General features: G+C 64.4%; 15 protein-coding genes and 1 pseudogene. 10 read left to right on the forward strand and 6 right to left on the reverse strand.

Features of this window, described 5'->3' with window-relative positions:
- The first annotated feature begins 2 nt into the window (after nt 1-2).
- From MA09_RS10040 to MA09_RS10060, 5 genes are all read left to right on the forward strand, one after another.
- Complete coding sequence (locus MA09_RS10040) at nt 3-2,309, forward strand: ATP-binding protein (RefSeq protein ID WP_036247696.1); 2,307 nt, start codon at nt 3-5, stop codon at nt 2,307-2,309.
- Nucleotides 2,310-2,479: 170 nt separating this feature from the next.
- Complete coding sequence (locus MA09_RS10045; RefSeq protein ID WP_036247698.1) at nt 2,480-3,226, forward strand: response regulator; 747 nt, start codon at nt 2,480-2,482, stop codon at nt 3,224-3,226.
- Between the two features lie 524 nt (nt 3,227-3,750).
- Nucleotides 3,751-4,008: a DUF3567 domain-containing protein gene (locus tag MA09_RS10050; protein ID WP_027865841.1), complete on the forward strand. Its 258-nt coding sequence runs from the start codon at nt 3,751-3,753 to the stop codon at nt 4,006-4,008.
- A gap of 100 nt (nt 4,009-4,108) precedes the next feature.
- Complete coding sequence (locus tag MA09_RS10055) at nt 4,109-4,885, forward strand: class II glutamine amidotransferase (protein WP_036247701.1); 777 nt, start codon at nt 4,109-4,111, stop codon at nt 4,883-4,885.
- 99 nt (nt 4,886-4,984) lie between these two features.
- A complete protein-coding gene (locus MA09_RS10060; RefSeq protein WP_036247704.1) occupies nt 4,985-6,262 on the forward strand; it encodes an EAL and HDOD domain-containing protein in 1,278 nt (425 codons plus the stop codon).
- An 84-nt stretch (nt 6,263-6,346) separates the two neighbouring features.
- On the opposite strand, the gene MA09_RS10065 is transcribed toward MA09_RS10060, so the two are convergent.
- Nucleotides 6,347-6,718 carry an SPW repeat protein gene (locus MA09_RS10065; protein WP_036247713.1) on the reverse strand — a complete coding sequence of 124 codons (372 nt, stop codon included), beginning with the start codon at nt 6,716-6,718 and terminating at the stop codon, nt 6,347-6,349.
- Nucleotides 6,719-6,840: 122 nt separating this feature from the next.
- Nucleotides 6,841-10,611, reverse strand: coding sequence for a methionine synthase (gene metH, locus MA09_RS10070; protein ID WP_051933353.1), 3,771 nt, complete (start codon nt 10,609-10,611; stop codon nt 6,841-6,843).
- Nucleotides 10,612-10,863: 252 nt separating this feature from the next.
- Between metH and MA09_RS10075 the strand changes: the two genes are divergently transcribed.
- Nucleotides 10,864-11,097: a BrnA antitoxin family protein gene (locus tag MA09_RS10075; protein WP_036247715.1), complete on the forward strand. Its 234-nt coding sequence runs from the start codon at nt 10,864-10,866 to the stop codon at nt 11,095-11,097.
- Nucleotides 11,098-11,173: 76 nt separating this feature from the next.
- Here the strand turns inward: MA09_RS10075 and fmt are convergent, their stop codons facing one another.
- Nucleotides 11,174-12,121, reverse strand: coding sequence for a methionyl-tRNA formyltransferase (gene fmt, locus MA09_RS10080; RefSeq protein ID WP_036247717.1), 948 nt, complete (start codon nt 12,119-12,121; stop codon nt 11,174-11,176).
- A gap of 7 nt (nt 12,122-12,128) precedes the next feature.
- The gene (gene def / locus MA09_RS10085; protein WP_036247719.1) at nt 12,129-12,668 is read right to left on the reverse strand and encodes a peptide deformylase; all 540 of its coding nucleotides are present in this window, start codon (nt 12,666-12,668) and stop codon (nt 12,129-12,131) included.
- 263 nt (nt 12,669-12,931) lie between these two features.
- On the opposite strand from def, the gene MA09_RS10090 reads away from it, so the two are divergent.
- From MA09_RS10090 to MA09_RS10100, 3 genes are all read left to right on the forward strand, one after another.
- Nucleotides 12,932-14,053 carry a LysM peptidoglycan-binding domain-containing protein gene (locus MA09_RS10090; RefSeq protein ID WP_036247722.1) on the forward strand — a complete coding sequence of 374 codons (1,122 nt, stop codon included), beginning with the start codon at nt 12,932-12,934 and terminating at the stop codon, nt 14,051-14,053.
- 8 nt (nt 14,054-14,061) lie between these two features.
- Nucleotides 14,062-15,189: a DNA-processing protein DprA gene (dprA, locus tag MA09_RS10095; protein ID WP_036247725.1), complete on the forward strand. Its 1,128-nt coding sequence runs from the start codon at nt 14,062-14,064 to the stop codon at nt 15,187-15,189.
- Between the two features lie 225 nt (nt 15,190-15,414).
- Nucleotides 15,415-15,870: a DUF494 family protein gene (locus tag MA09_RS10100; protein WP_036247727.1), complete on the forward strand. Its 456-nt coding sequence runs from the start codon at nt 15,415-15,417 to the stop codon at nt 15,868-15,870.
- A 43-nt stretch (nt 15,871-15,913) separates the two neighbouring features.
- Here the strand turns inward: MA09_RS10100 and MA09_RS10105 are convergent.
- Nucleotides 15,914-16,264, reverse strand: a pseudogene (locus MA09_RS10105) (anti-sigma factor domain-containing protein); the annotation flags it as partial.
- Nucleotides 16,265-16,668: 404 nt separating this feature from the next.
- Between MA09_RS10105 and MA09_RS10110 the strand changes: the two are divergent.
- A complete protein-coding gene (locus tag MA09_RS10110; RefSeq protein WP_051933354.1) occupies nt 16,669-17,586 on the forward strand; it encodes a DUF4394 domain-containing protein in 918 nt (305 codons plus the stop codon).
- 109 nt (nt 17,587-17,695) lie between these two features.
- Here MA09_RS10110 and MA09_RS10115 read toward each other — a convergent pair whose 3' ends face one another.
- A complete protein-coding gene (locus tag MA09_RS10115; protein ID WP_036247730.1) occupies nt 17,696-19,867 on the reverse strand; it encodes a metallophosphoesterase in 2,172 nt (723 codons plus the stop codon).
- Nucleotides 19,868-19,931: the final 64 nt, after the last annotated feature.

Below are 19,931 nucleotides of genomic sequence, written 5' to 3' on the forward strand. Positions count from 1 at the left end.
CAATGCGGGGTAAATCGTTCAACCGGGCGCTGCGCTACGCACTGGTGGTGGGCTGCGCCATCGGCTCGATCCTGCTGTTCCTGCTCGCCTCGGCATCCGACAACTCGGGCTTCTTCGACCGTTACTACACCTGGCTGCTGGGCGTGAACGCCGGCATTGCGGGGCTGCTGCTGATCCTGGTGATCGTCGCGCTGGCGCGCCTGTACTCACGCTACAAGGCCGGCAAGTTCGGCTCGCGCCTGGTCGCCAGGCTGGTCTTGCTGTTTGCCGGCATCGGCATCCTGCCGGGGCTGGTGATCTTCATGGTGTCGGTGCAGTTCGTCTCGCACTCGATCGAGAGCTGGTTCGACGTCAAGATCGAAGCTGCCATCGAGTCCGGCCTGAACCTGGGCCGCGCCGCCCTCGACGAAGCCGTGGCCGAGCTGGGCGCCACCGGCCAGACCGCGGCCGCCACGCTCGCGGGCCAGGATGCGGTGATGGTGCAGGGCGTCCTGACCGGCCTGGTGAACGACATCAGCGGGCTGCAGAGTGCGATGCTGCTCACGGCCGACGGCACGGTGCTGGCATCGAGCGCGCAGGACCGCAACGCCAAGCTCGAACTGGACCGCCCGACGCCTGACATGCTCAAGTCGGCGGCACTTCCGGGCGGCTATGCGCGCCCGGAAGGCACGATCGACCGCGAGGCGTCCGCACAGGCGGGGGCGCCAGGCCAGAACGCGCTGGACGCCGCCACCGGCCTGCGCTTGCGGGTCGTGCTGGCGGTGCCCGAAGCGTCCGGCATGGAGCCGCGCTACCTGCAGCTGCTGCAGTCGGTGCCGGTGAACCTGGCCTCCAATGCAGTGGTGCTGCGCAGCGCCTCCGAGGAATACCGCTCGCGCGACCAGGCCCGGCGCGGCCTGCGCAAGATGTACGTCGTGACCCTGACCCTGACCCTGCTGCTGGCGATCTTCGGGGCAATCGGCAGCGCCTTCCTCATCGCCGGCAACCTGGCGCAGCCGCTGCTGGTGCTGGCCGAGGGTACGCAGGCGGTGGCCGAGGGCGACCTGTCGCCGCGCCCGACCGTCGAAACCAACGACGAACTCGGCACCCTGACGCGCTCCTTCAATGCCATGACCGGCCAGCTGTTCGAGGCGCGCAGCGCGGTCGAGCGCAACCGCATGGCGCTGCAGAACGCCAAGGCCCACCTGGAGTCGGTGCTGGCCAATATGTCGGCGGGCGTGATCGTGCTCGACGCCGAAGGGCGGGTGGTGAACTCGAACGACGCCGCCTATCGCATCCTGCAGGTCGAGCCCGGTGCGCTGGCCGGTCCGCTGGCCAGCATCCCGGGCCTGGAGACCTTCTACAACTGTGTCACCCGCGCGATCTCGGCGCAGAGCGCGCAGTCGGCGGCCGGCAGCGGGCGCAAACGCGCCCACTGGCAGCAGCAGATCGAGATCCCGCGCCGCGGCAGCGGCGACGAGCACGACCACGATATCACGCTGCTGGCGCGCGGCTCGCGCCTGCCGGTGGGCACCGGCAGCGGCTTCATCGTGGTGTTCGACGATATCTCGGACGTGATCTCGGCCCAGCGCTCGGTGGCCTGGGGCGAGGTGGCGCGCCGCCTGGCGCACGAGATCAAGAACCCGCTCACCCCGATCCAGCTGTCGGCCGAACGCCTGCAGATGAAGCTGGAATCGAGCCTGCCGCCCCAGGAAGCCGAACTGCTGAAGAAGAGCACGAGCACCATCGTCAACCAGGTCGACGCCATGAAACGCATGGTCGACGACTTCCGCGACTATGCGCGCACGCCGCCGGCGGTGCTGGAGCCGCTCGACCTGAATGGCCTGATCGACGAGATCCTGCAGCTTTACCTGGCCGAGGACGGCTCCGACATCATCCACGCCGCGCTGGCCCCGGACCTGCCCAAAGTGATGGGCGACGCCACCCAGCTGCGCCAGGTGATCCACAACCTGATCCAGAACGCCCAGGATGCGCTGGTCGACCGCGCGCCCGATGCGCCGGCCCCGCGGGTGGACGTCACCACCGAGGCGATCCACTACGAAGGCGCGGACGGCGCCGCCGGCACCGCGGTGCGCCTGGCGATCACGGACAACGGCCCCGGCTTCTCGCCGCGCATCCTGGCGCGCGCCTTCGAACCCTACGTCACCTCGAAGGCGCGCGGCACCGGCCTGGGCCTGCCGATGGTCAAAAAGATCATCGACGAACACGGTGGCCGGATCGATATCGGAAACCGTCCGGACGGATGTGGCGCGTCAGTATTCATTTTGCTGTTAAAGTTAGCTCCCGAGGCGAACTTGGCCGAAATATAATAGAGGCATACAATCACGCCAAGAGCGCCTGACAACACCTTCAGAGCAAGGGATTCGGCCCTCCGACGCAGCGAACAAGACGGTACGCTTGTACGGCAAGGAGCTGCAGCGCGGCTATGGAGGTTTTGTCAGGCGCTCCAAGACGGGTAAGAGATCAGGAAGGCAAACAGATGGCGAACATACTCGTAGTTGATGATGAAATGGGCATCCGGGAGTTGCTTTCGGAAATCCTGGGCGACGAAGGCCACGCCATCACGCTGGCGGAGAATGCGCAGCAGGCGCGCGAGGCGCGCGCCGCCGGCGCCCCCGACCTGGTGCTGCTCGATATCTGGATGCCGGATACCGACGGCGTCACCCTGCTCAAGGAATGGCAGCGCGACGGCTTGCTCACCATGCCGGTCATCATGATGTCCGGCCACGCCACCATCGACACCGCCGTCGAAGCGACCCGCATCGGCGCCCTGAATTTCCTGGAAAAGCCGATCGCCCTGCAGAAACTGCTCAAGGCCGTGCAGCAGGGCCTGACCCGCGCGCAGGAAGTGGCGCGCGCTCCCCTGGTGCCGCCGCGCCCGGTCGTGGCCGCCACCATTCCCGTGGCGGACAGCGGCGGCGCCGGCATGGCCAGCGCCGCGGCTAGCCCGATGTTCGCGCAGGCGGCGCCGCAGATGGCCAACGGCTCGCGCCTGGTGCATGCGATTTCGCAGGGCGAAGGAACAGGTTACACGCTGTCCTTTGACCTGCCTCTGCGCGAAGCGCGCGACGCCTTCGAGCGCATGTATTTCGAACACCACCTGGGCCGCGAAGGCGGCAGCATGACGCGCGTGGCCGAGAAGACCGGCCTGGAACGCACCCACCTGTATCGCAAGCTCAAGCAGCTCGGCGTCGAGCCGGGCAAGCTCGCCAAGAAGGGCGTCTGATTGGCCGGACCTGTTCCGGTTACCCTGGTCACCGGCCCCAGCGCGGGCGCGCGCGAGGCCGCCATTGCCACACTGCTCGATGGCCCCGTGCCGGCAGTCGGTCGGGCGGCAGAGGCTGAATTCTTCAGCGCCGTCATCCTCGAAGGGCTTGCCTCAGGCAGCACGCCCATCCCCGATCTTCCTTCCGTAAGACTTATCCGACTCGCACCCGGGTGCGTGTGCTGTACCGGGAACCTGGTTTTGCGTGTAACATTGAATCGACTGTTGCGCCAAGGCCCCGAACGCCTGTTCATCGGTGTGGCGAGCAGTGAGCATCTTGATCAGTTGCGATCGTGGCTGCAAGCAGCGCCATACGATCAGCTGTTGGCCCTGGGTCCGACCGTCCACGCCTGACATCCTTGTTTGACCTTGCGTGTACTTGAAATCGGTTCAGCGAGCCCCACCTCTTAACCGAAGTGATCTATCAACCGCCTGCCGCCAAGCGGTTGATCGCACAACCACTCTGATCGAGAGAAGGAGTCATCATGAACATGATCTACAACAGCGAACAGTACAGCGTCGTCGAATTTGGCGTTGATCGCGACCTCGAAGCCCTGCGCTTTGGCGGGTACGAGATCGTCGACAAGGCCGGCCGGCGCGAAGCGTTCATCGGCGGCAAACTGGCTCAATCTTTCCGCCGCGATGTGAACAACCTCATCGCCAGCGAGCCGACCATGGAAGAAATCGACGACTTCCTGGGTTCCTATGACACCCTGATGAGCCAGCCTGTAGTGCTGCACTGATCTTCAGAAAGGCGTCACTGCCCCATCCAGGGACAGTGACTCGCCGTTTCGTGGGGCAGTGTCGCTGCCTCCGGCACCTCTGGCGTGGTAAGCTGCGCGCATGTGCCAACTCCTCGGAATGAACTGCAACGTCCCCACGGACATCGTTTTCTCCTTCACCGGCTTCGCCCACCGCGGCGGACGCACCGATACCCACCACGACGGCTGGGGCATCGCTTTTTTCGAAGGCAAGGGTGTACGCCACTTCGTCGATCACCAGGCCGCCATCGCCTCGCCCATCGCCGAACTGATCAAGCGCTACCCGATCAAGTCCACCAACGTCATCGCCCATATCCGCAAGGCTACCCAAGGCCAGGTCGCGCTCGAGAACTGCCATCCCTTCGTGCGTGAGATGTGGGGCCGCTACTGGGTGTTCGCCCACAACGGCGACCTGAAGGACTTCGCACCCGCGCTGCACGGGCCGTTCCGCCCGGTGGGCAATACCGACAGCGAGCTGGCGTTCTGCTGGCTGATGCAAAGCCTGCGCGACGAGTTCGGCGACGGCTCGTCGGGCACGGCGCCCTCGCTTGCCGAGCTGCGCGCCGCACTCGAAAAACTGGTGCCGCAAGTCGCCGCCCATGGTACCTTCAACATGATGCTCTCGGACGGCACCGCGCTGTTCACGCACTGCTCGACCAAGCTGTGCTACATCGTGCGCCAGTACCCGTTCGCCGCAGCGCACCTGTCGGACGAAGACCTGTCGGTCGACTTTTCGCAGGTGACCACCCCGAACGACCGGGTCGCCATCATCGTGACCGAACCCTTGACCAGCAACGAAACCTGGACCCACTTCGCGCCCGGCGAACTGAAGCTCTTCGTGGATGGGCTGCCTCAATAATGACAAGGGCTAACATTCCACCGATTAATTAATGCTACTAATCCACTAACAGGGGCGGATACGGTAAAGTAACCATGTTCGCGAGCCTTCCGAGACGACATGACCGATACCGCCAGCCATGACCAGGCTTCCCAGCCTCTGACACTGCGCAACTTCTACCTCGGGCGCCAACCGGTGCTCGACCGTAACCAGGCGCTGTTCGGCTACGAACTGCTGTTCCGCGGCAGCGCTCAGGGGAAGGCAGAGATCGATTCCGGCCTGTCGGCCAGCGCCAGCGTGATCCACCATGCCTCGCAACTGGGCCTGGCGCGCGCCATCGGCGACGCCACCGCCTTCCTGAACGTCGACACGGACGTCTTGAACAGCGACATGTTCGCCTTCCTGCCGCGCGAACGCACCGTGCTCGAGATCGTGCGCTCGGTCGAGCCGAACGATGCCGTGATCCAACGCATGACCGAACTGTCGCAGCACGGCTTTCGCTTCGCGGCCGAGGCTTCGGCCCACGGCGCTAGCCTGGCCCGCCTGCTGCCGGTGATCGACTACGTCAAGATTGACTTGCGCGAACTGCCGGTAGTGACCTTGCTGTCGCTGGCGCCGCGCCTGCGCGGCACCGGCAAGCGCCTGGTGGCCGAGAAGGTCGAAACCCACAACGAGTACCGCACTTGCCTGGACATCGGTTTCGACTACTTCCAGGGGTATTATTTTGCCAAGCCGACCGTCATCGCCGGCCGCAAACTGTCGCCGTCGCAGGCGGCGGTGATGGACCTGATGAACCTGGTGACCTCGGACGCGGACAATGCCGAGATCGAGCATGCCGTGAAAAAGGACGTGACGCTCGGGCTGAACCTGCTGCGACTGGTGAACACGCCGGCGGCCGGGGCAGGGCGGAGAATCGAGTCGGTCAACCAGGCGCTGATGCTGCTGGGCCGCCGCCAGCTGCAGCGCTGGCTGCAGATCCTGCTGTATGCCGAACCCGGCGTGCGCGGCCATAACATGAGCCCGCTCCTGATGCTGGCCACCACCCGTGCGCGCTTGATGGAACTGCTGGCGCAGCGCCTGCGCCCTGGCCAGCGCAACGTCTCGGACGTCGCCTTCACGGTGGGTATGATGTCGCTGATGGATACGCTGTTCTGCATCCCGATGCAGGACATCGTCGAACAGATTCCCGTAATCGACGAAGTGCGCCATGCGCTGCTGGTGCGCCGCGGCTTCTTCGGCGAGCTGCTGCGCCTGGCGGAGGCGATCGAGCGCATGGACGATGCGCAGGACGAAGTGATGCCTGCGTTGCAGGAACTGTCGATGGATGGGGATGACCTGGCCGAACTCGAGATATCGGCCTTCGAATGGAGCGACAAGGTCGTTCGCTATGCGATTTGATTCGCGATTTCGTAGCGTCGGATTGGCCGTGTCAACGTAGGGTGGGCAGGTTTCCTGCCCACCCTACAACAGCGCGTCAGCGGATTATCCGGTCGTGCCGGAGTGCGTCCACTGCCTGTGCAGCTCCGGATCGCTGCGCAGCTCCCACACTCCCAGCACGATCGTGGCGACGCCCGCGATGACGAGGCTCCATGTCATGGCCGGGTCACGCACGACGCCGACCAGCCAGGGGGATACCGCCACCCACACTCCCACGACGATATTCAGCAGCACCGCCCAGACACGGGTCTTGACCAGGTCGAATGCGGCCAGCAGCGCGATGATCGCGCCGGCGATATAGGCGTTCATGGCCGGAGGCGAGTCGGGAGGGTAGCCGAGTACCCACGGCGAGACGAACAGCCAGACCCCGATCAGGACCATGAGCTGGTCCTGCCAGCGCTTGGACGCAAGAGCCATGATGTCCTCCTTTCAAGCAGGATCGCACACACTGCCTTAGACAGTGTCGCCAGAAAGAAGTTTTTTTGAAGGCGGAAGACAGGCCGCCGCGCCATCTTCATGGCAGCGCGGCGGCGCAGGGATTACGACAGGTTCGGCGCCAGGTAACGCTCGAGTTCGCTCTTGTCCATGCCGCGGCGGCGCGCCATGTCCTCGAGCTGGTCTTCGCCGATCTTGCCGACCACGAAGTACTTCGATTCCGGGTGCGCGAAGTAGAAGCCCGACACCGCCGCGCCCGGGTACATCGCGAAGGACTCGGTCAGTTCCATGCCGATCTCTTCCGCCTGCAGGGTGCGGAACAGCTCGGCCTTCACCGTGTGTTCCGGGCAGGCCGGGTAGCCCGGCGCCGGACGGATGCCCTGGTAGGACTCGGCAATCAAGGCCTCGTTCGACAGGTCCTCGTTGGCCGCATAGCCCCACAGGTCGGTACGCACGCGCTCGTGCAGGTATTCGGCGAAGGCCTCGGCCAGGCGGTCGGCCAGGGCCTTGAGCATGATCGAGGAGTAGTCGTCGTGGGCCGCCTCGAAGCGCTGCTCGTGCTTCTCTATCCCTAAGCCGGCCGTGACCGCAAACATGCCGATGTAGTCGGGGATGCCCGATTCCTTCGGCGCCACGAAATCGGCCAGGCACTGGTTCGGGCGCTGTTCGCCGTCGACCACAGGCTTGACGCCCTGCTGGCGCAGGCCGTACCAGGTGAAGGCGACCGCCTCGCGCGATTCATCGGTGTAGATTTCGATGTCGTCGTCGCCCACCGAGTTCGCGGGCAGCAGCGCGATGGCGCCGTTGGCGGTCAGCCAGCGGCCTTCGATGATCTTCTTGAGCATCGCCTGGGCTTCCTCGAACACCTTGGTGGCCGCTTCGCCCACCACGTCATCGGTGAGGATGGCAGGGTAGGGGCCGGCCAGGTCCCAGGTCTGGAAGAAGGGCGCCCAGTCGATGTAGCGCGCCAGCTCGCCAAGGTCGACGTTCTTGAACACGCGGCGGCCGATGAATTTCGGCTTGGCCGGGATGTATTCCAGGCGCGCCTTGTTGGCGCGCGCCTGTTCGAGCGTGAGCATCGGCAGCGCCTTCTTGTTGGCGTGCTGCACGCGGATGCGCTCGTAGTCCTGGGCGAGCTCGATGATGTAGGCGTCGCGCGTGTCCTCGGTCAGCAGCGACTGGCCTACCGACACCGAACGCGAGGCGTCCGGCACGTAGACGACCGGGCCTTCGTAGTGCGGCGCGATCTTGACGGCGGTGTGGGCGCGGCTGGTGGTGGCGCCGCCAATCAGGAGCGGAATCTTCTTCTCGCGGAAGTAGGGGTCGCGCTGCATCTCGCGCGCCACGTGGGCCATCTCTTCCAGCGAAGGCGTGATCAGGCCGGAGAGACCCACGATGTCGGCGTTCTCTTCCTTGGCCTTGGCCAGGATGTCGGCGGCCGGGACCATCACGCCCATGTTCACGATCTCGAAGTTATTGCACTGCAGGACCACCGAGACGATGTTCTTGCCGATGTCGTGCACGTCGCCCTTGACGGTCGCGATGACCATCTTGCCCTTCGGCTTGGCGACCACGCCGGTGCGGCGTTCTTCTTCCGCCTTTTCTTCTTCGATGAAGGGCACCAGGTGGGCCACGGCCTGCTTCATGACGCGCGCCGACTTCACCACCTGGGGCAGGAACATCTTGCCCTGTCCGAACAGGTCGCCGACGATGTTCATGCCGTCCATCAGCGGGCCTTCGATCACGTGGATCGGGCGCCCGCCACTGTTGGCCACCTGCTGGCGCATCTCTTCGGTGTCTTCGACGATCCACTGCGTGATGCCGTGCACCAGCGCGTGCGCCAGGCGCTTCTCGACCGGGCTTTCCCTCCATTCGAGGTTCTGTTCCTGCTTGCCGCCGCCGGCCTTCAGGGTGCCGGCGAATTCGATCATGCGCTCGGTGGCGTCCGGACGGCGGTTCAGCACCACGTCCTCGACGCGCTCGCGCAGCTCCGGCGACAGGTCGTCGTAGACGCCGATCATGCCGGCGTTGACGATGCCCATGGTCAGGCCGGCCTTGATCGCGTGGTACAGGAAGACGGTGTGGATCGCCTCGCGCGCCGGGTCGTTGCCGCGGAAGCTGAACGAGACATTCGATACGCCGCCCGAGACTTTCGCGTGCGGCAGGTTCTTGCGGATCCAGGCGGTGGCTTCGATGAAGTCCACGGCGTAGTTGTTGTGCTCCTCGATGCCGGTGGCGATCGCGAAGATGTTCGGATCAAAAATGATGTCTTCCGGCGGGAAGCCTACCTGCTCGGTCAGCACCTTGTAGGCGCGGCCGCAGATCTCGGTCTTGCGGGCGAAAGTGTCGGCCTGTCCCTGCTCGTCGAAGGCCATCACGATGACGGCGGCGCCGTAGCGGCGGCACAGCCTGGCCTGGCGGATGAATTCCTCTTCGCCTTCCTTCATCGAGATCGAGTTGACGATGGCCTTGCCCTGCACGCACTTGAGGCCGGCTTCGATCACGCTCCACTTGGAGGAGTCGATCATGATCGGCACGCGCGAGATGTCCGGTTCGGACGCGATCAGGTTCAGGAAGCGCGTCATCGCCGCCTGCGAGTCGAGCATCGCCTCGTCCATGTTGATGTCGATGACCTGGGCGCCGTTCTCGACCTGCTGGCGCGCCACCGACAGCGCCTCGTCGAACTGCTCGTTCAGGATCATGCGCGCGAAGGCCTTGGAGCCGGTGACGTTGGTGCGCTCGCCGACGTTGACGAACAGCGAGCTGTCGTCGATGGTGAAGGGCTCCAGGCCCGACAGGCGCATCGCCACCGGGATCTCCGGCACCTGGCGCGGAGCGCGGCCTTCGAGGACCTTCGCAATGGCCGCGATATGCTCGGGCGTGGTGCCGCAGCATCCGCCGGCAATGTTGACGAAGCCGGCGTCGGCGAATTCGGCCAGCAGGGACGAGGTGTCGCTGGGGAGCTCGTCGAAGCCGGTGTCGCTCATCGGGTTGGGCAGGCCGGCGTTCGGATAGATGCACACGAAGGTGTCGGCGATTCTAGCAAGCTCTTCGGCGTAGGGGCGCATCAGCGCGGCGCCGAGGGCGCAGTTCAGGCCGATGGTGATGGGCTTGGCATGGCGCACCGAGTTCCAGAAGGCGGGGACGGTCTGGCCCGACAGGATGCGGCCCGAAGCGTCGGTGACGGTGCCTGAAATCATGACCGGCAGGCGCGGCGTTTCCGGATGCTCGTCGAAGTACTGGTCGATCGCGAACAGCGCGGCCTTGCAGTTCAGGGTGTCGAAGATGGTCTCGACCAGCAGCACGTCGGCGCCACCAATGACCAGGCCGCGCACCTGTTCGTGGTAGCTCTCGACCAGCTGGTCGAAGGTGATGTTGCGCGCGGCCGGGTCGTTCACGTCGGGCGAGATCGAGGCGGTCTTCGGGGTCGGGCCGAGGGCGCCGGCCACGAAGCGCGGCTTGTCCGGGGTGCTGTATTTGTCGCAGGCGGCGCGCGCGAGCCTGGCGGCTTGCACGTTCATCTCGTAGGCGAGATGCGCCATGTGGTAGTCCTCCTGCGCCACGCTTGTCGCGCCGAAGGTATTCGTTTCGATCAGGTCGGCACCGGCAGCGAGGTAGCGCTCGTGGATCTCCTGGATCACCTGCGGCTGGGTGAGGGTGAGCAGTTCGTTGTTACCCTTCACAAAAAGCTCGCGCCGGCCGGCGCCTTGCGGCGCGCTGAAGTCCGCGAATCGTTCGCCGCGGTAGGCCGCTTCGTCCAGCTTGTACTGCTGGATGATGGTGCCCATCGCGCCATCCAGGATCATGATGCGGCGCTTCAGGATGTCGCGCAGCTGCGAGTCGATCGGAGAGATGGGGCGAAGTGGGGCGTTCATGTTGGCGTCTTTCTCGAAAAACGGCTTTACTGGCCGTTTACTGTTGGGCGGTCTACGATTATACGTCATGACGCGGCATCGCTCTGCCGAGGCCGGAATTGCCGATCCGTGTATGTATCTTTATGTATGGATTTCCCCAACTGTTACATGGCGTTACAAAACCTCACACATCCGCAATCTTTACGTTACATACACGGACGACAATTAACGCCGTCGCCACAGTGTTGGCGGAGCTTTTAACGGGATGATTGCATGAACAAAGAATATGAGCCGGATTGGGATCAGCCGGTGAACCGCATCGAAGAACCGGCTGTCGCCGTAAAGCCACAAACGATCAATGGCGTAAAGCAGATCGTGACGATCCGCCTGGACGTGGACATGCTCGAATGGTTCAAGTCGGCTGGTCCGGGTTACCAGACCCGTATCAACCAGGTACTGCGCGAGTACATGGAAGCGCAGCGCGCGGTAGCATCGCAAGAGAAGTGATGAAGTGAATGGTCGGGGCGGATGCCCCGATTTTCTTTTGTAGAGCGCTTTGCCGTAGGGTGGCCGGCTTGCCGACCTACGAAAAGCTTTTTCCGGTCAACGGGAAGCTCTTGAGAAACTCCGCCGCAGCCAGGCGCTTGCCGCCAGGCTTTTGAAGTTCAGTCATGCGCAGTGCACCCTGGCCACAGGCGACCACGATGCCATCCGGACCCGTCGCCAGCACCTGGCCTGGTTCGCCATCGCCGGAGGCCAGTTCCGCATTCCACACCTTGACGGTCACGCCGTCGACCAGCCCGTGCGCCCCCGGGAAGGGATTGAACGCACGCACCCGGCGCCACAGCAGCTCGGCCGGCAAGCCGAAGTCCAGCTTGGCTTCTTCCTTGCTGATCTTGGCGGCGTAGGTCACGCCTTCTTCCGGCTGCGGCACGGCTTCCAACTGGCCGGCTTCCATCTTGCGCAGCGCCTCGACGATCATGCGGCCGCCCAGCGCGGCCAGCTTGTCGTGCAGGCTGCCGGTGGTGTCCGTGTCTTCGATGGCGACGCGCTCGATCAGCATCATCGGCCCGGTGTCGAGGCCTTCTTCCATGCCCATGATGGTCACGCCGGTTTCAAGGTCGCCGGCTTCGATCGCGCGGTGGATCGGTGCGGCGCCGCGCCAGCGCGGCAGCAGCGAACCGTGGATGTTGATGCAGGGGCGGATAGCGAGCGTGCTGCGCGGCAGGATCAGGCCGTAGGCCGCCACCACCATCACGTCGTAATCGAGCCCCAGCAGGCGTTCATGGGCGGCATGCGCTTCTTCGGCGCGCTGCGGGTCTTTCGCGTCCATGCGCAGCGACAGCGGCTGCGCTACTTCCATGTCGTGCGCCAGCGCGTACTGCTTGACGCTCGATGCCTGCAGCTGCATGCCGCGCCCGGCGGGGCGGTCGGGCTGGGTCAGGACCAGGGGAATCTCGAAGCCGGCCTCGTGCAGGGCACGCAGGGCGACGGCGGCGAACTCGGGGGTGCCGGCAAAAACGACTTTCATCGGCGGATCAGCGGCGGGCGCTACGCAGCGCGGCGTCGCGCTCCATGCTGCGCTCTTCCTTCTGCAGCTTGGCCTTGATGCGGTTGCGCTTGAGCGGCGACAGGTACTCGACGAAGACCTTGCCCATCAGGTGGTCCATCTCGTGCTGGATGCACACGGCCAGCAGGCCGTCGGCCTCGACCTCGAACTCCTTGCCTTCGACGTCATAGGCCTTGCACTTGACGCGCGCCGGACGCTCGACGCCGTCGTAGATGCCGGGCACCGACAGGCAGCCTTCGTCGTAGACCTGCTTCTCTTCGCTGGCCCAGGTGATTTCCGGGTTGATGAAGACCATCAGCTGGTCGGTGGTCTCGCTGACGTCGATGACGATCACGCGCTCGTGCACGTCCACCTGGGTCGCGGCCAGGCCGACGCCCGGTGCATCGTACATGGTGTCGGCCATGTCCCTGACCAGCTGGCGCAGGCGCTCGGTGCCGAATTCGGTGACCGGCTTGGCAACCTTGTGCAGGCGTGGGTCGGGGTAGCGGAGGATCTTCAGTAAGGCCATGGTCGGATAGTAAGAGGGAATATCAGTTCAATAAGAGGTCTGGCAAACGCGGAGGGCGTACGGAAATGCAACACATCGCCGCTCCGGCAGGACGCGGTTTGTCTTGCTAGTTCAGGGATTTATGTGCAGAATTTGATTCAGTACGGCAACCTTTTGTCGATCAGGAGCGGGTCATCGTGCTGTCAATTTCCAGCAGACGATGCGCGCTGCCAGCCATCCGGTGTCAAAGCCGAGAATTTACGGACGCAATGACGGACGTTTCAATGAAAAATTTTAGCACAGTCGTGACCCGCGCTGCTGCCGCGGCGCTCGTCGCGTGTGCCGTGGCAAGCCCGGTCCAGGCCGCTCCAGCATCAGCCGCAAGCTGCGCGTTCCGCCCGAACGCCCCTGATCAGCATGTCGTGGTCAAGGGCGATACCCTTTGGGATATCTCCGGCACTTTCCTGCAGAACCCCTGGTGCTGGCCCCAGGTCTGGGGCATGAACCGCGAAGAGATCCGCAACCCGCACTGGATCTATCCCGGCCAGGTCATTTATTTCGACCGTACGCGCGGGCGCCTGTCCCTGACCCGCCCGGGCAGCGACGGCCGCCGTGGCGACGGGCCAAACGAGCCGCCCCTCACCAAGCTGTCGCCGCAACTGCGCAGCGAATCGCTCGAGCGCGACGCCGTGCAATCGATCCCGGCAGGCATGATCGAGCCTTACCTGACCCAGCCGCTGCTGGTCGAAGCCAGCGCGCTGGCCGCCGCCCCGCGCATCGTCGCGTCGCAGGAAGGACGCGTCTACCTCGGCACCGGCGACCGTGTCTATGTCAAAGGCAAGCTGCAGGGCGGTAAGACCTTCCAGGTCTTCCGTCCGAGCGGCCCCTTGCGCGATCCGCAGACCGGCAAGGTATTGGCGCACGAAGCCGCCTACCTGGGCACCGTCACGCTCGACCGCGAAGCGGCGCCTGGCGTGGATGCGCATACCTTCCGCGTTGCCGAGACGCGCCAGGAAATGGGCGTCGGCGATCTCCTGATCCCGATGCCGCCGACCCCGGTGCGCAACTACATGCCGCATGCGCCGGCGCAGGCGGTCGACGCGCGCGTGATGTCGATCCATGCAGGCGTGAGCTACGCCGGCCAGAGCCAGGTGGTCACCGTCAATCGAGGGAGTATTGACGGACTCGATGTCGGTTCCGTGCTGCAGCTCTATCATCTCGGGAAGACGGTGCCGGACCCCGCCAAGAAAGGCGTGCTCGGCTTCGGCAGACAGACCATCAAGCTGCCCGACGAGGAATACGGCAGCCTGTTCATTTTCCGCGTGTTCAGTAACGTCTCGTACGGCCTGATCATGCAAGTGACGGCGCCGGTGGAAGTCGGCGACGTGGCGCGCTCACCGGAGTAAATCCTACCGTGCAGGACACGGCCCCCCACCCATCCAGCCCTCCAGACACCCGCGCCATTGCCGACTGGATCCGACTGGAGCAGACGGCCGGGGTGGGGTGCCGGACCGCGAACCTGCTGCTGGCTGCATTCGGTTCCCCCGCGGCCATCTTCCGCGCCGGCCATGCGGCCCTTGCCGCCCACGTGCCGGCCGCGCAGGCCGCCGCGCTGTGCGCGCCCATCTCGTCCGAACTGGCACGGCAGGTCGAGCTCACATTGGCCTGGCTGTCGCAGGCGAACCACCACCTCCTCACGCTGTACGACGCCGATTATCCGGAAGCCCTGCGGCACATCTCCGATCCTCCGCTCCTGCTTTATTTAAATGGACAGCGGGCATTGTTGTCCGCGCCCATGATCGCCGTGGTCGGCAGCCGCAATGCGAGCGTGCAGGGCAGGGCCAACGCGGAAGCCTTTGCCGAAAGCCTGTCGCAGGCGGGCCTGTGCGTGGTGTCGGGCATGGCGCTCGGCATCGATACCGCCGCACACGAAGGTGCCCTGCGCGGCCCGGGATCGACCGTCGCGGTCATCGGCACCGGAGCGGACCGTGTCTACCCGGCACGCAACCGTCTACTGGCGCACCGCATTGCCGACGAAGGCTGCATCCTCAGTGAATATGCACTCGGCACACCGCCCGTTGCCGGCAACTTCCCACGCCGCAACCGCATCATCAGCGGCATGGCGGCCGGCGTGCTCGTGGTCGAAGCGGCGGCGCAGTCGGGCTCGCTGATCACGGCGCAGATGGCGGCCGAGCAGGGGCGCGACGTATTCGCATTGCCCGGGTCGATCCATTCGGCACTGGCCAAGGGTTGCCACCAGTTGATCCGTGAAGGCGCACAGCTGGTCGAGACCGTCGACGAAGTGCTGCAGGCCTTGCGTGTTTCACCGCTCGTGCGGCATGCCATGCCCAGGCCGGTCGCTCGCGGCAACGACGCCTTGCTGGATGTACTCGGCCACGATCCAATCGAACCGGATGCGCTGCTCGATCGTTTGGGCATCGATGCCGGCGCACTGGCCGGAGAACTGCTGGCGCGCGAACTTGCAGGGCTGCTCGAACGCTTGCCCGATGGCCGGGTGCAGCGCGTGGTTCGAACGGCGTAAACCCTGAAGTATGCCTGTGCTAGCGTATGCATGCCGCATGGGGCAATGCAGGAAAGAGTATTCTTCTTGAGATATTTTTGTGAAATGTTTGGCCTGTAAATTGTTAAATATCGACAAAACTGAGCGAACGAACAAGGCCGCGAAACAACGTTTTTTACGCGGAGGACGCCACGTCGCGTGCCACACTTGTGCCTCGGCGAGCTTAGCTGCTACAGTAGCGTCACTATGTTCGACATCCTGGTCTACCTCTACGAGACGTACTATCGTCCTGACGCCTGCCCCGAGCCGGCGGCCCTGGCACGCAAGCTGTCCGCCGTCGGTTTCGATGACATCGAGATTTCCGAGGCGCTGGACTGGCTGTCCGGGCTGACCGAAGCGGCAGTTTCCGACGCCATCGATGCATGCACCGGCATCCGCTATTATGTGGACGAGGAGTACATCGAACTGGGTAGCGCCGCGATCGGCTTCATCCAGTTCCTCGAAAGCGCCAAGGTGCTGAGCCCCGTGCAGCGCGAGATCGTCATCGAACGCGCGCTGGCCTGCGACGAATCGCCGGTGGCGCTGGGCAAGCTCAAGATTATCGTGCTGATGGTCCTGTGGAGCCAGGGCAAGGAGCCCGATGCGCTCATGTTCGACGACCTCTTCGGTGACGACGAGCAGGAACCACGCCTGCTGCACTGAGTTCTGAACCAGAAAACACCAACGGGGCCACGAGCCCCGTTTTTCATTTTTCAGACATTTTCGCTGCACGTCCGATATAGAGGATCGGGCCGGTCGGACGGCCGATCGGAGAGCCCCCGCGCGGCTCCAGCGTGATCTCGAACAATTGGTTCGGCTGCACGGGCAGCAGCAGCTTGTCGAGCCGTACCCGGGTTGGCTGGCCAGGCGTGACGAGGCCCAAGGATACCGGTCCTTTCCAGCCCTCGGCCTTGGTCCACAACTGCAAGACGCGCTGGTCGGGGACGGCGGTTCGGGCCAGCGGCTGCAGGCGCAGCGCGTGCCCGTCGTCCAGTTCGAGCACCCATCCGGGCGCCATATCCTGCGGTGCTGCCAGCACGACCATGTCGCGCAATGCCACGCCCAGCAGCCGTGCACCCTCCTGGTCGTACAGGCCGCGCAAGGCTTGCCGGTCCCCCTGGCGCAGGCGCGTAATGCTGCTTCATAGTCGAACTGGTCGGGTGCTGTCCGCACGGCAGTCCATGGTCGGGTGGATGGGGGCAGGGCGTGCCCTTGGTCGCTTGCCATTCACGGTCGGGTTCACGCGGACGAGCGGCTTTTCTCTACAAGCTGACTGTTGTCACCGTGCGGCAAGCCGATCGGCACCGTTGGGGCAACATGCTCGAAATATATTTAGGCCTTGCTGCATCCATCCGGCCCTGCGCTGCGTAGTACTGGCATCGAATCATCCGGTTCGACATTTTCGTTCACAGGAGTACCGCGGTTTCGACCCATGAGACCGCATTTCTCAGGAGAAGTATCGTGAAAAAAATCGTCACTATCGCCGTTGCCGCCGGCCTTGCCGTCGCATCCCTGCCAAGCCTTTCTTCCGACAACTATGCCGGCAACAACGGCAGCAAGCGCGCAGGATCGCATTGCGCCGACCCCGACCGCCGCGGCCATCCCGGCGCACTCTGGGTGGTCGGCTTGACCGACGACATGCAACTGCTCTGCTTCAACGAAAACCGCCCCGGCAATGCGCGCAGCATCGGCTTTATTAGCGGCTTGATGCGCGGCGATATGTTGGTCGGCATCGATTACCGTGTCCAGGACGGCAAGCTCTACGGCGTCAGCAAGATGGGTGGTGTGTACATGCTCGACCTGCGCAATGCCATGGCCAGCAAGGTCAGCCAGCTGTCGGTGATGCTCGAAGGGACCTCGTTCGGCGTGGATTTCAACCCGGCGGCGGACCGCTTGCGCGTCGTCAGCGATACCGGGCAGAACCTGCGGCACAACGTCAATGCCGGAGGCACCACCATCGTCGACGATCCCCTGGATTACCCGCCCGCCACGGCGCTTAATGCTATCGGGCCGACGGCCACCTGGGTCACCGGTTCGGCCTACACCAACAACGACCTGTCCCCAAGCACCGCGACCACGCTGTACGCACTCGACACCATGCTGGACCAGATTGCGCTGCAGTCGCCGCCGAACGACGGCACGCTGGCCGCCACCGGCAAATTGGGCGTCGATGCCGGCGCGGCAGTCGGTTTCGACATTCACAGCACGATTCGTTCGGGGGCGGCCACCAATGCCCATGCGCTGGCATCCGTATACAGCGCCGGCATGATGAACAGCCTGTACAGCATCAGTCTGCCGAGCGGCAAGGCTAGCTTGCGTGGCAGTTTCCCGAACCAATACCGCGTGGTCGGCATCGCCATTCCCTTGAACCAGCTGTAAGGCAACTGAACACGGGGTCACATCCGGAACAGGAAAACGGGGCCAGCTCATACAAAGCCCCGTTTCATGTGCGTGATCCGGCAGCGCCCGCAGGCGCCGCCGGATCACGCTAGTTGAAGCTCAGGCCCGCGCCATTGGCGTTGTTGATCTTCTTGCCCTTCAGGTCGATCGTGAAGCGGTCGCTCGGCTTGGCAGATCCCAGGCCCTTGAAGATCGAGAACACCTGCTTGAACTGGTGCTGGAAAGCCAGGTGTACCGGGTTCTGGTCCGACAGCTTGTCACCGATCTTCACGGGAGCGCTCGTCGCCGCCGGGAAGGCCGACATCAGGACCTTGTACTGGCTGACACGCTCGCTGCCCATGTCGCGCAGGGCCAGCTCACCCGCATACACGGTGCGGTGGAAGTCGCCGTAGAAATCATATGGCGTGATCTTCGCGAACGAGTCCAGGCTCAGGCCCGCTGCGGCGGCGAGCTTCTCGGCACGCGCAGTCGCTTCGGCCCAGTCGGCGGTCAGCTGTACGGCGGCCACAGGCATGCTCGACGCCGTGCCGGCGGCGGCGCAGTTCGCGCTCAAGGGCACGACGTTCGCGTTATCCTTCAACTGGGCCAGGGTGACCCGGGTCTGGAGCTGCGACAGCACCAGCATCTGCCTGCCGTTCAGGTTCATCGCCGCTTCCTTCATCTCGCATGGCCAGTATTCGTCCATGAAGCGCAGGCGCGACAGCTCGCCGAAGTAGTTGCGGGTGTATTCGCCGTACGAGCGGGTGTCGAGGATCGCGCGGTCCCAGCGCTTGGCCACGTCGGCCGGCAGCGTGCTCGCCTTCAGGTAATCGTTCTCGACCTGGTAGTAGGGGAACAGCTCGTTGAAGCGGGCCACCGAGTTCAGCGCCACGGTCTGCACCTCGACGGTGTCCAGGTCCTTGTAGCTGATGATCTTGTAGGCTGCACCGTACACCGCCAGCGAAGGCGATTGCACGTTGACCAGGTAGTTGCCGTTGGCGTCCGCATAGTCGTTGGTGCCGTTGAAGTGCATGTGGCCGCCCACGTGCCAGCGCAGGCCGGTCGCCGCCACGCCGGCCGCGGTGGCCGCATCCGGCACGCGCGCGGTCTGGAAGGCGCCCGGCTTGAAGGCGGCCTTCATGGCCTCGGTCTGGTTGGCATAGAAGTCCATGGTCGGATAGTGCGAGTAGGCCATCAGCTGCTTGCCCTCAAGCTTGGCGCGCGCGGTGACGGACTTGATCCAGTCGACCAGGTGCATCTTGTGGGTCAGGACCTTGTTCCAGCCCGCGTTGCCGGCGCCGTCGTAGCCGCTGAATTTCTTCGGATTGCTTGGATCGAACCTTGCGCTCGGCACGAACACGTTGGCGTCGATCGCCAGCAGCCACAGGCCCTTGACGGGTTCGACCAGGTAGCTGGCGTCGACCATGGTGGCGCACCTGGTGTAGGGCTTGCCGAGTTTCGCCTCGCCGGCGGCCTTGTAGCTGCCGCCCGAACCTTCGGCGCAGATCTCGAACTCGCGCTTGTTCGCGGCCGACTGTGCCAGCGCTTCGTCGTAGCTGTACTTGTTGTTGGTGTACTTCGTGAACGGGGTTTCCCAGTGCAGGTCGGCCTTGTTCGGGTTGAAACCGAATTCGCCGAGCTTGGCCAGCAGCTTGTCGTAGCCCTGTTCCATCAGCTGGTCGGTGCAGACCACGGTCGGGTCCTTGGCGAGGCAGGCCGGATTCGACGTGGCGTACACCTTCTGTTCCTTGCCGTCCTTGGTCAGGAAGTCGTTCTTGCCCGCCTCCAGGTCGTCGAAGGGCTCGTTCGGGTCGTGGTTGCCCGGCGCCAGGAAGAAACGCATGCCCTTGGCCTGGTACTCCTTCAGCACCTCGGCGATGCCGTCGATGTTCATCGGTTGGGCGTCGTCGGAATAGTCGCCGGGGAAGGCGACGTGGCGGATGCCCTTGGCGTAGGCATCGTCGAGCGCGGCGCGGAAGGCGAAGTAGTTTTCGTTGAACAGGCGGGTCGAGGTGAGTTGCGCATACATCGTGCGGATGGTCGCGTTCTTGCCGTCCTTCGTGGGGATGCCGGCAAACTGGGGACTCTTGAAGTCGCCGTACACATTGTGGAAGTGGACGTCGGACATGAAGGCGACGGCGGTAGCGGTCTCGGCCACCGGCGGCGCCGGCTGCTGGACCACCGGCGCGGTCTGCACCGGCGTGGACGGATCATCGCTGCCGCAGGCGGACAGCAGGACCAGCACGGCGGCGCTGGCGAACGCGGGGAGGTAACGGGACATGCATTGCTCCGGTCATTGAAAAGTGCCGGCATGGTGACACCCGCGAATGACGACGGCATGACAG

The organism is Massilia sp. BSC265 (genome assembly GCF_000740675.1).
Classification (GTDB): Bacteria; Pseudomonadota; Gammaproteobacteria; order Burkholderiales; family Burkholderiaceae_D; genus Telluria.